At 64.7% G+C, this 13,402-nt stretch carries 13 protein-coding genes; 9 read left to right on the forward strand and 4 right to left on the reverse strand.

Annotation, left to right across the window (positions count from 1 at the left end; genetic code table 11):
- Positions 1-19 precede the first annotated feature (19 nt).
- The 4 genes from gyrA to KIO74_RS03470 all read left to right on the forward strand — a co-directional run bounded on the left by gyrA (position 20) and on the right by KIO74_RS03470 (position 4,947).
- Complete coding sequence (gene gyrA / locus KIO74_RS03455) at positions 20-2,719, forward strand: DNA gyrase subunit A (protein WP_213334030.1); 2,700 nt, start codon at positions 20-22, stop codon at positions 2,717-2,719.
- Positions 2,720-3,085: 366 nt separating this feature from the next.
- Positions 3,086-4,054: a threo-3-hydroxy-L-aspartate ammonia-lyase gene (locus KIO74_RS03460; RefSeq protein WP_213330541.1), complete on the forward strand. Its 969-nt coding sequence runs from the start codon at positions 3,086-3,088 to the stop codon at positions 4,052-4,054.
- Positions 4,055-4,121: 67 nt separating this feature from the next.
- Positions 4,122-4,541: an EVE domain-containing protein gene (locus tag KIO74_RS03465; RefSeq protein WP_213330543.1), complete on the forward strand. Its 420-nt coding sequence runs from the start codon at positions 4,122-4,124 to the stop codon at positions 4,539-4,541.
- A gap of 76 nt (positions 4,542-4,617) precedes the next feature.
- A complete protein-coding gene (locus tag KIO74_RS03470; protein ID WP_213330545.1) occupies positions 4,618-4,947 on the forward strand; it encodes an MmcQ/YjbR family DNA-binding protein in 330 nt (109 codons plus the stop codon).
- An 81-nt stretch (positions 4,948-5,028) separates the two neighbouring features.
- Here KIO74_RS03470 and KIO74_RS03475 read toward each other — a convergent pair whose 3' ends face one another.
- The gene (locus KIO74_RS03475) at positions 5,029-6,072 is read right to left on the reverse strand and encodes a polyphosphate kinase 2 family protein (protein ID WP_213330547.1); all 1,044 of its coding nucleotides are present in this window, start codon (positions 6,070-6,072) and stop codon (positions 5,029-5,031) included.
- 178 nt (positions 6,073-6,250) lie between these two features.
- Here KIO74_RS03475 and coaD point away from each other — a divergent pair, with 178 nt between their 5' ends.
- From coaD to tgt, 5 genes are all read left to right on the forward strand, one after another.
- A complete protein-coding gene (gene coaD, locus KIO74_RS03480) occupies positions 6,251-6,754 on the forward strand; it encodes a pantetheine-phosphate adenylyltransferase (protein WP_213330549.1) in 504 nt (167 codons plus the stop codon).
- 38 nt (positions 6,755-6,792) lie between these two features.
- Positions 6,793-7,386: a peptidylprolyl isomerase gene (locus tag KIO74_RS03485; RefSeq protein ID WP_213330551.1), complete on the forward strand. Its 594-nt coding sequence runs from the start codon at positions 6,793-6,795 to the stop codon at positions 7,384-7,386.
- A gap of 209 nt (positions 7,387-7,595) precedes the next feature.
- Positions 7,596-8,057, forward strand: coding sequence for a peptidylprolyl isomerase (locus KIO74_RS03490; protein ID WP_213330553.1), 462 nt, complete (start codon positions 7,596-7,598; stop codon positions 8,055-8,057).
- A 21-nt stretch (positions 8,058-8,078) separates the two neighbouring features.
- Positions 8,079-9,182, forward strand: coding sequence for a tRNA preQ1(34) S-adenosylmethionine ribosyltransferase-isomerase QueA (gene queA / locus KIO74_RS03495; RefSeq protein ID WP_213330555.1), 1,104 nt, complete (start codon positions 8,079-8,081; stop codon positions 9,180-9,182).
- Positions 9,179-10,330 carry a tRNA guanosine(34) transglycosylase Tgt gene (gene tgt / locus KIO74_RS03500; RefSeq protein WP_213330557.1) on the forward strand — a complete coding sequence of 384 codons (1,152 nt, stop codon included), beginning with the start codon at positions 9,179-9,181 and terminating at the stop codon, positions 10,328-10,330. The genes queA and tgt overlap by 4 nt, the downstream gene beginning before the upstream one ends.
- Here tgt and KIO74_RS03505 read toward each other — a convergent pair.
- The 3 genes from KIO74_RS03505 to KIO74_RS03515 form a co-directional block, all read right to left on the reverse strand.
- Positions 10,318-10,731, reverse strand: coding sequence for a DUF4864 domain-containing protein (locus KIO74_RS03505; protein ID WP_213330560.1), 414 nt, complete (start codon positions 10,729-10,731; stop codon positions 10,318-10,320). The two genes, tgt and KIO74_RS03505, sit on opposite strands and share 13 nt — an antisense overlap.
- Before the next feature lie 196 nt (positions 10,732-10,927).
- A complete protein-coding gene (locus tag KIO74_RS03510) occupies positions 10,928-12,046 on the reverse strand; it encodes a glycosyltransferase family 4 protein (protein ID WP_213330562.1) in 1,119 nt (372 codons plus the stop codon).
- Positions 12,043-13,254, reverse strand: coding sequence for a glycosyltransferase (locus KIO74_RS03515; protein WP_213330564.1), 1,212 nt, complete (start codon positions 13,252-13,254; stop codon positions 12,043-12,045). Before KIO74_RS03515 ends, KIO74_RS03510 begins: the two co-directional genes overlap by 4 nt.
- Positions 13,255-13,402: the final 148 nt, after the last annotated feature.

The raw sequence follows: 13,402 nt of genomic DNA on the forward strand, positions 1-13,402 counted from the left end.
GGTGTCGATCTCCGATGAGATGAAGCGCAGCTATCTCGATTACGCCATGAGCGTGATCGTGAGCCGCGCCTTGCCGGATGTGCGTGACGGCCTGAAGCCTGTGCACCGCCGCATCCTCTACTCCATGTATGAAAACGGCTATACGCCCGACAAGCCCTATCGCAAGTCGGCGCGCGTGGTCGGTGACGTCATCGGTAAATATCACCCGCATGGCGACCAATCGATCTATGACGCGCTGGTGCGCATGGCGCAGGATTTTTCCATGCGCCTGCCGCTGCTCGACGGGCAGGGGAACTTCGGCTCCGTCGATGCCGACCCGCCGGCGGCGATGCGTTATACCGAGGTGCGGCTCGCCAAGCCCGCCATGGCGCTCCTGGACGATCTCGACAAAGACACGGTCAATTTCCAGGACAACTACGACAACAGCGAGCGCGAGCCCACGGTTCTGCCGGCGGGCTTCCCGAACCTCCTGGTGAATGGTGCGGGCGGCATCGCCGTCGGCATGGCGACCAACATCCCGCCGCATAATCTCGGTGAGGTGGTGGACGCATGCTTCGCCTATATCGAGGATCCGGACATAAGCCTCGAGGCGCTGACCGAGATCGTGCCCGGACCGGACTTCCCGACGGCCGCGACCATCCTTGGGCGTGGCGGCATCCGGTCGGCCTATTCGACCGGTCGCGGTTCGATCATCATGCGCGCCCGGGCCTCCGTCGAGCAGATCCGGAAGGATCGCGAGGCGATCATCGTCACCGAGATTCCCTATCAGGTGAACAAGGCGGCGCTGATCGAGAAGATCGCTGATCTCGTTCGCGAGAAGCGGATCGAGGGCATTTCCGACCTGCGCGACGAGTCCGATCGCGATGGCATGCGCATCGTGATCGAGCTGAAGCGCGACGCGGTCGCCGATGTGGTGTTGAACCAACTCTACCGGTTCACCGCGCTGCAGACGAGTTTCGGCGCGAATATGGTGGCGCTGAACGGTGGCCGGCCGGAACTCCTGAACCTCTATGACATGATCCGCGCCTTCGTGGATTTCCGTGAGGAGGTTGTCTCCCGGCGCACGAAGTATCTGCTCAACAAGGCTCGCGACCGCGCCCATATCTTGGTCGGCCTCGGCATCGCGGTCGCCAATATCGATGAGATCATTCAGCTCATCCGCTCGTCAGCCGACACCAATACGGCCCGCGAAGCGCTGATGTCGCGCCACTGGCCGGCCCATGACGTCGCGGCGCTGATCGCCCTGATCGACGATCCGAACCATCGCGTGGCAGAGGACGGCACCTACAGGCTCTCCGAAACCCAGGCCCGCGCCATCCTCGACCTGCCGCTGCGCCGCCTGACGGCACTGGGTCGGGACGAGATCGCCGACGAGTTGAACAAGCTCGCGGTCGAGATCGCGGATTACCTCGACATCCTGCGGTCGCGCGCGCGCATCCTGGGGATCGTGAGGGACGAGCTCGCGGCCATCAAGAATGCCTTCGCTACCCCGCGCCGCACGGAAATCCTCGATTGGGATTCCGATGTCGATGACGAGGACCTGATCCAGCGCGAGGACATGGTCGTCACCGTGAGCCACGCCGGCTATATCAAGCGTGTGCCGCTCTCGACCTATCGCGCCCAGCGGCGCGGCGGCAAGGGGCGTTCCGGCATGCAGACGCGCGACGAGGATTTCGTCACACGCCTCTTTGTCGCCAATACCCACACGCCGGTGCTGTTCTTCTCCTCGCGGGGCCAGGTCTACAAGGAGAAGGTGTGGCGGCTTCCGCTCGCCGCGCCGAACGCCCGCGGCAAGGCGCTCGTCAACATGCTGCCGCTGGTGGAAGGCGAGCGTATCACGACGATCATGCCGCTGGTGGAGGACGAGGCCAGCTGGGCGACGCTCGACGTGATGTTCGCCACCGCCTCGGGCGGCGTGCGTCGCAACAAGCTGTCGGACTTCGTGCAGGTCAACCGCGCCGGCAAGATCGCCATGAAGCTCGACGAAGGCGATTCCATAGTCGACGTCGGCATCTGCACCGAGTCGGACGACGTGCTGCTGACTACGGCCAGAGGCCAGTGCATCCGTTTCGAGACAACGGACGTGCGCGTCTTCAAGGGGCGTGACTCGACTGGTGTGCGCGGCATATCGCTGGCGGCCGGCGACAAGGTCATCTCCATGGCGATCCTGCGTCATGTGGAAGCTTCCGCCGACGAGCGCGCGGCCTATCTCAAGCTGGCGGGAGCCGCGCGTCGCGCGGCCAATGGCGAGTCCGCCAACGGCGATGCGGTCGAGGCCCAGACCGATGCCGACGCGGAGGAGGCAAGCGACACGCTCGAGCTAGGGCAGGAGCGCTACGCGGCCATGGGCGCGGCGGAGCAGTTCGTGCTCACCTTGTCTGAAAACGGCTACGGCAAGCGCTCCTCGGCCTATGAGTATCGCGTCACCGGCCGTGGCGGCAAAGGCATCGTCGCGATGGCTGTCAACAGTCGCAACGGTGCTTTGGTGGAATCCTTCCCCGTGGAGGACAACGACCAGATCATGCTCGTCACCAATGGCGGCCAGTTGATCCGCGTGCCCGTCGATGGCATCCGCATCGTCGGCCGTTCGAGCCAGGGCGTGATCGTCTTCAACACCGCCGACGACGAGAAGGTGGTCTCCGTCGAACACATCAGCGACGACGGCAGCGAGGATGGCGGTGGAATCGACGACGTCGATGAAGCCGGCGCCGACATATAGGTGCTGTCCGGCTGAGAACCTTCCAGGCACGTTGAAAAAGCCCCGGCAATGACCGGGGCTTTTTTGTTGCGCGACGGCCGGAGGCCTCCTCAAGGCGCGATAGTGGGCCATTGCATGTTATTGTTGTGATTCAGATTATTACAATTGCTTCTTGTTTCATCAGGTGAGCTTTCTGCAGTGTGAGCCCTGGCATCCGCGGCTGTCTGCACGCAAGGCTTGGCCTGATCCTTGTTTGTTGCGCGGCCGTAGCCGGCGGCGGGTCGGCCTATGTCGAACGGTTGTCATATTGAAGCTGGCGGCGGTTGTGGGCAGGATGGTGGCGTCCCGTCCTGCATCTTTCTGTTCCTCATGACTTGAGTTCGCCCCATGTCGATCTCCGCTCCGACCTATGATGATGTCGTCCGCGCGTCTGAACGCATTGCCGGCCTGGCGCATCGCACACCTGTCATGACGTCGCATACGGCTGACGAGAGGACAGGCGCATCGCTGTTCTTCAAGGCCGAGAATTTCCAGCGCGTCGGCGCCTTCAAATTCCGGGGCGCTTACAACGCGCTCGCGGCGCTTGATGATGACCAGAAGGCGCGCGGCGCGGTGGCTTTCTCCTCGGGCAATCACGCCCAGGCGGTGGCGCTGGCCGGGCAGCTTCTCGGCGTGCCCACGGTGATCATCATGCCGAAGGACGCGCCGGCGATCAAAGTCGCGGCCACGCGCGGCTATGGTGGCGAGGTTGTGTTTTATGACCGCTACGCCGAGGACCGCGCGGCCATCGGCCGGCGGATCGCCGGTGAGCGAGGGCTCGCTCTTATCCCGCCCTTCGATCATCCCGAGATCATCGCCGGGCAGGGCACGGCGACCAAGGAACTTATCGACGACGTGGGGGAACTCGACCTCCTGCTCGTGCCTCTCGGCGGCGGCGGCCTGCTGTCCGGCTCGGTGCTCGCCGCGAAGGCCCTGTCGCCGCGGTGCCGGGTCATTGGCGTCGAACCGGCGGCCGGCGATGACGGCGCGCGCTCCTTCCGCGAGGGGCGGATCGTCACCATCGATGTCCCCACGACGTTGGCCGACGGCGCGCAGACCACAGCGCTCGGGGCGATCACCTTCTCGATCATCCGGGAGCTTGTGGACGACGTGGTCACCGTGCCGGACGCGGCGCTCGTCGAGGCCATGCGCTTCTTCGCCGAGCGGATGAAGATGGTCGTGGAACCCACAGGCTGTCTCGCCGCCGCGGCTGCCTTCAGCGGCGTGGTCCCGGTCAAGGGCCAGCGGGTCGGCGTCATTCTCAGCGGCGGTAATGTCGATCTTGCCACTTTCGCGCGTTTGCTGATGCCGGCCTGATGGGGCTTGATCGACAGGCGGGAGCGTATATGCCTTCAGGGCGTTTATTGCAGGAGTTGAGCGCGCGATGCCCCATTGGCTCTTCAAGTCTGAACCGTCCACTTGGTCGTGGCAGCAGCAATGCGATGCCGGCGAGAAGGGCACGCATTGGAATGGCGTCCGCAATCATGGCGCCAAGCTGAACCTGATGGCTATGAAGATCGGCGACCAAGGCTTCTTCTACCACTCGAATGAAGGCAAGGAGATCGTCGGCATCGTCGAGGTGATCAAGGAGTATTATCCCGATCATACAGACGCTTCCGGCCGGTTTGGAATGGTTGACGTGAAGGCGGTGGAGGCGCTCCCGCAGGCCGTGACGCTGGAGGTGATCAAGACCGATCCGGCTCTCAAGGACATGGTCCTGGTCAACAACTCGCGCCTGTCCGTCCAGCCGGTGACGGATGCGGAATGGACGCATATTCTGCGCATGGCGGGCCGCAAGGAGTAGGCTGCAAAGCCTCCCTGGGTACGGGCCGATGGTGGCCTGGGCGGCCACGTCACCAGGCGACGGCGGGAGGGAAGCGATGGCCGTTGAGGCCGGACGTGTGCGCGAACTCGCGCTCGGTTTCCCGCATGCCCGGGAGGCGCCGCATATGGACCGGGTGGCGTTTCGCACGCCCCGCAAGACCTTCGCGACATTGGGCGCGGGCGCGAACGACCTCAACCTGATGTTTAATGCGGATCTTCGTGACTTCCATTGCGAACAGGAGCCTCAGGTGTTCACGCCTTTGCCGGGAGGCTGGGGGCGCATGGGAATCACCCGTTGCGACCTCGAAACCGTTGATGAGGCCACCTTGATATCGGCGCTTCAAGCCGCCTATCGGCTTGCCTTGCCTAAACCGCGGCGGCGATAAGGCTCTGGCGCCGCATCGGGGCGACACCGCCGGGCAGCCTGTTCTCAAGCGCCTTTGACGCAGGCGTGAACGCTCCGCGCTTCAATCCGCTTCAAGCCGCTCGCGGAAGCCGAGCAATTTGTGCTGCTCGACTTCGCCAAGCTTCGGATAGTCCAGGCCGAGCTTGGACATCTCGGTGATCAGGGCGGTCATGACCGCGAGCCGCGTGAACCACTTGTTGTTGGCGGGAATGACATACCAAGGTGCGGTGTCGCTCGCCGTGGCCCGGATCGCCTCCTCATAGGCGTGCATATAGGCCTTCCAGTAGGTGCGTTCGTCGACATCCTTGCTTTCGAACTTCCAGTTCTTGGCGGGGTCGTCGATACGCTGGAGCAGGCGCTTCTTCTGTTCGTCCTTCGATACGTTCAGGAAAAATTTGAGGATCAGCATGCCATTGCGGGCGAGATAGCGCTCGTGGTGGCGGATATCCTTCAGCCGGTCATCCCAGATCGACTCGGTCACGAGTTTGGGCGGCAAGCCCTCGTTATCGAGAATCTCCTGGTGGACGCGCACCACCAGCACTTCCTCGTAGTAGGAACGATTGAAGATGCCGATACGGCCTCTCTCCGGCAGGCGCTGGTGGGTTCGCCAGAGAAAATCGTGGTCGAGCTCTTCCGACGATGGCGCCTTGAAGGCATGGACCTGGCAGCCCTGCGGATTGATGCCCGACATGACGTGCTTGATGGTGCCGTCCTTGCCGGCGGCATCCATCGCCTGAAACACGAGGAGAACAGACCAAGTATTGTCGGCAAAAAGCTTTTCCTGGATGGCGCTGAGCGCGGCCACGCCGCGGTCGAGCAGATCCCGCGCGTGGTCCTTGAGGTCAAGGCCAGCGGTATCATCAGGATCGTGATCCTTAATCCGGAAGTTCTTGCCGTCGGTGATCCGATAGGGTGCGATCAGCTTGTCGAGCGCGGACAGCTCGATTTGTACCGGAAGTTTCTTCTTCTTGCCGGTCTTGTCCTCAGCGATCCGCGCGCTCTCCTTGACCGCCGCGTCGGCCAGCGCGTCGGTTGCAACCTCGGCTGGCGGAGCACTGGAGGATGGGGAGGCCGCCTTGCCGTTCTTCTTGGACGATCGGGTCATCAACACTCTCTCGCAGCACGATTGCGGCTGCCATGATAGCCCGCCGGCCCGGAAAGGATATAGCGCCTGTCGCTCGTCGCAATCCATCCGGGCTTGCAGTCGCCGGACCGCCCTTGTAAGCCTTTTGGCCCAAACGGCATCCCATTGACCGCCGCCAACACGGGGGACGCAGCAGACCATGCCGCTCGCCACAGGCTTCTATCCCGGCTCGTTCGATCCGGTGACCAACGGTCATCTCGATGTGGTGCGGCAGGCCTGCCGTTTCGTGGACCGGCTGGTGATCGCCATCGGCGTCCACCCCGGCAAGGCGCCGCTGTTCCCGGCTGGGGAGCGAGCGGAGATGCTGCGGGAGGTCTGCGACCCGGTGGGGACGGCGGCGGGTTGCGCGATCGAGATCGTCACCTTCGATGATCTCGCGGTGACCGCCGCGCGCCGTGCGGGCGCCTCGATCATGGTGCGCGGTCTCCGTGACGGCACGGACCTGAACTATGAAATGCAGATGGCGGGCATGAACGATGCCATGGCACCCGACATCGGCACGATTTTCCTGCCGTCGTCCCCGGATGTCCGCCCCATCACCGCCACCTTGGTGCGCCAGATCGCTGCCATGAAGGGTGACATCTCGTCCTTCGTGCCGGCTCCCGTCGCGGAGCGGCTCAAGGCCAAATTCGCCGGCGGTTAAAGGTCGGCCGTCCCCACCGTTCTCTTGGAGATTATCTGATGAAGCGTTCGACGAATGCGGTTGCTTCCTTCTCGTACCGCGCCCGCCTGTGCGCCATCGCCGGCGCCGCGGCCTGCGCGCTGGCTCTCTCGGTGCTGCCGGCCTCGGCCCAGACGGCCAAGCCGCATCAGGTTGTCCTCGACACCAAGGATGGGCGCGTCGTCATCCAGCTCCGTCCGGACCTTGCGCCCAAGCACGTCGCGCAGATCGAGGCGCTGACGAAGCGCGGCTTCTATGACGGCATCGTCTTCCACCGCGTGATCGACGGCTTCATGGCCCAGACGGGTGATCCGACAGGCACGGGCATGGGCGGTTCCGACCTGCCGAACATTCCCGCCGAGTTCACGAAGACGCCGTTCAAGCGCGGCACGGTCGGCATGGCGCGTTCGCAGAACCCGAATTCCGCCAATTCCCAGTTCTTCATCACCTTTGCCGACGCGGACTTCCTCAATGGCCAGTACACGGTCGTGGGCGAGGTGGTGTCCGGCATGGATGTCGTCGACAAGATCAAGAAGGGGTCGAAGGCCGACAACGGCACGGTCACCAGTCCCGACAAGATCGTCAAGATGCAGATGGCGACCGGCGCCAAGTAGACGGCTGCCAGTCATGTGTCGGCGCGGCGCTCGCCGGCGCCTGCTATCGCGTGGCGCGGGATGGGGATGAACACATTCGACCCTGTCCCTCGGCGCCAATCATGCCTATATCGTCCACCTTGATCAGCGTGGCTGCTGCGAACCGGCGACCGTCGGGCGCAATCCCGCAGCCGCATCGATAGAATCCTCGACCCAAGAAGGAACGCCCGATGGCACCGTCTCCTGAGAACACGCTTATCCTCGACACGACCAAAGGCAAGGTTGTCATCGAGCTCCTGCCGGACCTCGCGCCCAACCATGTGGCGCGCATCAAGGAACTGGCCTCGTCCGGCTTCTATGACGGCATCGTCTTCCACCGTGTCATCGACGGCTTCATGGCCCAGGTCGGCTGCCCGCACGGCACCGGCACCGGTGGCTCGGACCTGCCCGACCTGAAGCAGGAGTTCAACGCCGAGCCGCATGTGCGTGGCATCTGCTCGATGGCCCGCACGCAGAACCCGAACTCGGCTAATTCCCAGTTCTTCATCTGCTTCTCCGACGCCCGTTTCCTCGACAAGCAGTATACGGTGTGGGGCCGCGTCATCGAGGGCATGGATAACGTGGACAAGCTGAAGCGTGGCGAGCCCGTCCGCGATCCCGACAGCATCGTGACAGCCCGCGTCGGCGCCTGAACGGATATCCGGGTTCCGGCGATGCGCGTCGATCTGTTCGATTTTGAATTGCCGGAGGACCGCATTGCCACCCGGCCGGTGAAGCCGCGCGACGCCGCGCGGCTTCTTGTCGTCGGGGGCCCGGAAGGCGCCCTGGCGGATCGCGTTGTCCACGACCTGCCGGATCTGCTCTCGCCCGCCGATACGCTCGTTCTCAATGATACGCGCGTCATTCCCGCCCGGCTCGTCGGCACGAGGCGCAGGGCGGATTCATCCGCCCGTATCGAGGCGATGTTGCACAAGCGCGAGGCGAGTGACCGCTGGCGCGCCTTCGTGCGTCCGGCCAAGCGCCTCGCCATCGGGGATGTCATCCGCTTCGGCGAGGACACGGAAGGCGCCTGCCTCCTGTCCGGTCTCGATGCCACCGTGACTGAGAAGGGTGATGGCGGCGAGATCGTGCTGAAATTCGCCCTGAGCGGCCCGATCCTCGATGAAAGCATCGCCAGCCTCGGCCATATTCCGCTGCCGCCCTATATCGCCTCGAAGCGCCCCGACGATGCCGAGGATCGCGTCGATTACCAGACGGTCTATGCGGCCGAGGAGGGCGCGGTCGCCGCGCCGACGGCTGGATTGCATTTCACCGATGAGCTCTTTGCGCGGCTCGCGGCACGGGGCATCGACAGGCAATTCGTGACGCTCCATGTGGGCGCGGGGACGTTCCTGCCGGTAAAGGCCGACGACACGGCGGAGCATCGCATGCACGCCGAATGGGGCTCGGTGAGCGCCGAGACGGCGGCGGCCCTGAATGCGACCCGCGCGCGGGGCGGCCGGATCGTCGCCGTTGGCACGACCTCCCTGCGCCTCCTCGAAAGCGCGACCACGGCGGAGGGGCATGTACAGCCCTGGGCCGGCGATACCGACATTTTCATCACGCCAGGCTACCGCTTCCGCGCGGTGGATGTGCTGATGACCAATTTCCACCTGCCGCGATCCACCCTGTTCATGCTCGTCTCCGCACTCGCGGGGCTTGAGCGGATGCGCGAAGCCTATGCCCATGCGATCGCCGACGGCTATCGCTTCTATTCCTATGGCGACGCGAGCCTCTTGTTTCGTCAGGACATGCCTGATCCGGAGACTTCCCGATGAGCGACAGCTTCACCTTCTCCGTGACGGGGACTGATGGAACCGCCCGCACGGGTGAGATCCGCATGCCGCGTGGCGTCATCCGTACGCCCGCCTTCATGCCCGTGGGCACGGCTGCGACCGTCAAGGCGATGTATCCCGAGCAGGTCAAGGCGCTGGGTGCCGACGTGGTGCTCGGCAACACCTACCATCTGATGCTCCGGCCCGGCGCGGAGCGCGTCGCAGAGCTCGGCGGCCTCCACAAGTTCATGAACTGGCCCTATCCAATCCTCACGGATTCGGGCGGGTTCCAGGTGATGTCGCTCGCCAAGCTGCGCAAGATCGACGAGAACGGCGTGACCTTTCAGTCGCATGTGGATGGTGCCACCCACCTCCTGACGCCTGAGCGGTCGATCGAGATCCAGGGGCTTCTCGGCTCGGACATCCAGATGCAGCTCGACGAGTGCGTGAAGCTGCCGGCCTCCCCTCAGGACACCGAACGCGCCATGCGTCTCAGCCTGCGCTGGGCGGAACGATGCCAGCGCGCCTTCGGCGATCAACCCGGCAAGGCGCTGTTCGGTATCGTGCAGGGCGGCGAGGACAAAGCGCTCCGCATAGAGAGCGCGCGCGCTCTGGTCGACATGGATTTCAAGGGTTATGCCATCGGCGGGCTGGCGGTAGGCGAGCCGCAGGCCACCATGCTCGCCATGATCGAGACGGTCATTCCCTATCTGCCCACCACGAAACCGCGCTATCTCATGGGCGTCGGCACGCCGGATGACCTCGTGGCGGCCGTGACCCGAGGCATCGACATGTTCGATTGCGTGATGCCGACCCGCGCGGGGCGCCATGGCCTCGCCTATACGCGTTTCGGCAAGATCAACCTGAAGAATGCGCGACATGCGGATGATCCCGCGCCGCTCGATCCCACATCGAACTGCCCGGCTGCCAACAGCTACAGCCGCGCCTATCTCCATCATCTCGTCAAATCGGGAGAGATCCTCGGGATGATGCTCCTGACCTGGGCCAATCTCGCCTATTATCAGGACCTGATGGCGAACCTGCGCAGGGCGATTGTCGACAACACCCTGGAGGACGTCTCCGCAGCCATCCGCGCCGGTTGGGCCACGGCCGGGACCGGTGCGGATGACGGGGCCGATCAGGCCTCGTAGGACGGCAGGCGGACAGTCACCACGTTCGCGACGCCCCAGCGGCCCTTCTTGTCGCGTTCCATGACGAAGAAGGCGAGCCACGGTTCGCCGCGGGCATCCACCAGCCGCAGGAGCTGGGTGAGGCCGTAGGAGGTCTGCTGGATATCGTCAAAGGAGACAAGCTGCGGATTGATGATAACGGGAAACTGCTCCCGCACCATCGTCATGAAGCTGTTGCTGTCAGTGAAGCGGGCCTTGAGTTTTGGCGACACGATCGCGAAGGCGGCTGTCGCGTCCTCCTTCTTCAAGGCGTCCATCTGTTGCGAAATCGTGAGGCGAACGGCCGTGACCTCCGTGCGATCCAGGGCCACGGCCGGCGAGACGCCAAGAGCAATCATCGAAGCCAATAGCAGGGCGCGCATGCAAGCGATCCTTTCGTCGTATTCACCGGCCGGCTCGACCCCCACGGCCGGATTTCGTGGGGATCGTTTACAATCGGGACATGACAACAACGGCGCCGCAACGCTCCCGGTTCCATCCAGGACTTACACTTCGGTAACCATGGCGTTAAAAGATTCGTGAAGTTTCTACGCTACGGGCTTCAGGCGGACGCGTTTGCTAGCCGAGCGCCCCGGCGAGATCGGCGACCGCCCGGCCCGCGCGCATGAAGCCCTGCGCCTTGGCTTGCAACGCCGCCACATGGTCACGATCGTCGATGAGGCGTTGGATCGCCACGGTGAGGGCATCGGCGGTCGCTTGAGCCGCGACCTCGCCCACAGCCCCGAAGCCCACCTGTTCCGGGAGCGCGCCCACCGGCGTCACGATGGAGGGGGTCCCCAGGGCGAGACCCTCCGGGATGATGGCGGACTGGCTTGCCTCCACATAGGGGCAGATGAGGGTGTCCGCTTCGGCGATCAACCCCTGCAAGTCGGGCTGCGAGAGCCATTCCGTGCGCAGGGTGACCTGGGGCATGTCCTTGAAGGCGTCATCCGCATAGGCCTTGTCGGGCCCGCTGCCGGCGATCGTCAGGCGCCAGTCGTCACGCGCCTTCAGAGGCTCCAGCGCGGCGCGCAGCAAGCTGAGGCCCTTGTAGGCGATCAACCGGCCGACAAAGAGCAGCTGCAACGGGCGGCCAATGGGCATCGGACGCCGGTGTGCGGCTGCCGGCTGAAGGGCGTCGGCATAGAACGCGTTGATCGGGACGATCCGCAGCTTGTCGTTGACACCGCGGTGATGGGCGAGAACGTCAGCGCCGACAGCCTCCGACAGCGCGAGCACGCGGTCGGCCGCGGCGACGAGCCGCTTCTGCGTGCTTTCCTGCCACAGTCGCGCGTAGTCGCCCGGATGGGGGGTGTCGTCATGGACGACATAGGTCACGCGGGTGCCCCGTGGCACGAGATGCACCAGCGGCCAGGCGAAGGCGAAGTTCATCGGGATGACCACGCGGCGTGGCTGGAGCCGCTTCATGTCGCGGCGAAAGCGAATGGCCATTGCCAGCACAGCCTGAGCCTTTGCGAGATGCGAGCCGGCGATGCGCGGGTCAGGCTCGACGACGAGCGGCAGGCCGCTGGTGCGCGCTGCCTCCAGCTCCTCGCTGGTCTCCGAAAAGGATAGCAGAAGCCTTTCGTCAGGACGCGCCTCGGCGAGCCAATGCGCGAATTTCAGCGCGAAGACTGGTCCTCCACCGCGCCGTCCCCAGAACCAGACGAAGGTGTCTATAGACCCCGCGGTGCTCATGCGTCGCCGCGCAGTTGCTGGAGGAATCTCTCGATATTGTAGAGCTCCTCGATCCGCTCCCGCGCGGCGACGGCCCGGGTCGCGAGCGCGACTGGCGACCGCCTGATATATCGGAGAATGTCGGCGGCGGCGTCGACATCCGCATCCGCCCAGCGCGCGCCGGGCAGGGCATAGAGCCCGGAGGCGTCCTCCACCGGAATGAGCGAATAGGGAATGGGAAAGCCGCAGCTGTCATCCACGAATTCGGTGGGAGCCGACCAGTCCGTGACGGCGACGGGAACGCCGAGCCGCATCGCTTCCGCGATGGGCAGGCCGAAGCCTTCGGAACGGTGCAGGGACAGATAAAGGTCGAGATTGGCGAGCCAGGTGAGGCTCGCCTCCCGCGACAGATCCCCGGTGACGAGTTCGAAACGCGGCCCCAGGCGCTGCGCGACCTCCCGCAGTTTCGCCTCGACCGCTGGCGAGGCGGACGGATCACGCACCTTGAGCGACAGCATGGTATCCGCCTTGGTCGCGAAGGCCTTCTCGAAGGCGGCCACCACGGCGAGCGGGTTCTTGCGGGCTGTCGTCGAGCCGAAGTCACAGGCAAAGCCAACACGAAAATGGTGGCCGGGCAGGACATGGCTGGCGCGGGTGATCTCCGGCAAGGGCTCGGCGGTCAGCGGATGCACGATTTGGCGCACCGGCTGTCCGAGGGTCGTGGCGATGGCCGCGCAGCCGAACTGCGAGGTGGAGACGACCTCGTGCAGTAACTTGGCGTCCCGCTTCCAGAAATTCGGGGCGCGCTCCAGCTCCCAGAACCAGCAGCCGATCACACGCTTGCCGGCGAGAGCCCGTTTGCCGATCGCCCTCAGCGCATGGCCGGTGGTGGGGGGGACGCCGAAGAGGATCACGGTGCCCGGCCCCTCCGGCAGCGGCGGGCTTTCGATGGGAGGCAGCGCCAGCGGCTGTCGCAGCGCGGCGGTCACATCAGCCGCGAAGACGGGCTCGCCGCTTGCCTTCAGAGCCTCGAGGGCGAGGCGGGCGGCCTGGCCGAGGCCGGTGGGGGAGCGCAGCACCCCCGCGACGATCCAGGGCGCGGTGGCCTGCCGTGGCGCGGCCGGGTCCGGGCGCGGACTGATGAGCGCCGCGAGGCGCGCGTAGGCCGCCTGGCGGGGACCTTTGGGCAAGCGGCGCCAGATCGCGTGGCTGACGGCGTATAAATTCATGATTTCCATGTCATCGGGCGCGGAGAAGCGCAGCCCGGCTATAGGCCAAACTTGAGTTGCCAGCAATGTTGGTATAGTCCGCTCGGGACCGCATTTCGAAGCAGTCTAAACGTCCGTTAGGCCCCTTGCCTTAACGAGACCATGATCG

Source organism: Chelatococcus sp. HY11, assembly GCF_018398335.1.
Lineage (GTDB): Bacteria > Pseudomonadota > Alphaproteobacteria > Rhizobiales > Beijerinckiaceae > Chelatococcus.

Bases quoted from the DNA above. Each gene is read 5' to 3' on its own strand.
- gyrA (WP_213334030.1), top strand. From the start codon at position 20: ATGAAGCGCAGCTATCTCGATTACGCCATGAGCGTGATCGTGAGCCGC.
- KIO74_RS03460 (WP_213330541.1), top strand. From the start codon at position 3,086: ATGTCGATCTCCGCTCCGACCTATGATGATGTCGTCCGCGCGTCTGAA.
- KIO74_RS03465 (WP_213330543.1), top strand. From the start codon at position 4,122: ATGCCCCATTGGCTCTTCAAGTCTGAACCGTCCACTTGGTCGTGGCAG.
- KIO74_RS03470 (WP_213330545.1), top strand. From the start codon at position 4,618: ATGGCCGTTGAGGCCGGACGTGTGCGCGAACTCGCGCTCGGTTTCCCG.
- KIO74_RS03475 (WP_213330547.1), bottom strand. From the start codon at position 6,072: ATGACCCGATCGTCCAAGAAGAACGGCAAGGCGGCCTCCCCATCCTCC.
- coaD (WP_213330549.1), top strand. From the start codon at position 6,251: ATGCCGCTCGCCACAGGCTTCTATCCCGGCTCGTTCGATCCGGTGACC.
- KIO74_RS03485 (WP_213330551.1), top strand. From the start codon at position 6,793: ATGAAGCGTTCGACGAATGCGGTTGCTTCCTTCTCGTACCGCGCCCGC.
- KIO74_RS03490 (WP_213330553.1), top strand. From the start codon at position 7,596: ATGGCACCGTCTCCTGAGAACACGCTTATCCTCGACACGACCAAAGGC.
- queA (WP_213330555.1), top strand. From the start codon at position 8,079: ATGCGCGTCGATCTGTTCGATTTTGAATTGCCGGAGGACCGCATTGCC.
- tgt (WP_213330557.1), top strand. From the start codon at position 9,179: ATGAGCGACAGCTTCACCTTCTCCGTGACGGGGACTGATGGAACCGCC.
- KIO74_RS03505 (WP_213330560.1), bottom strand. From the start codon at position 10,731: ATGCGCGCCCTGCTATTGGCTTCGATGATTGCTCTTGGCGTCTCGCCG.
- KIO74_RS03510 (WP_213330562.1), bottom strand. From the start codon at position 12,046: ATGAGCACCGCGGGGTCTATAGACACCTTCGTCTGGTTCTGGGGACGG.
- KIO74_RS03515 (WP_213330564.1), bottom strand. From the start codon at position 13,254: ATGAATTTATACGCCGTCAGCCACGCGATCTGGCGCCGCTTGCCCAAA.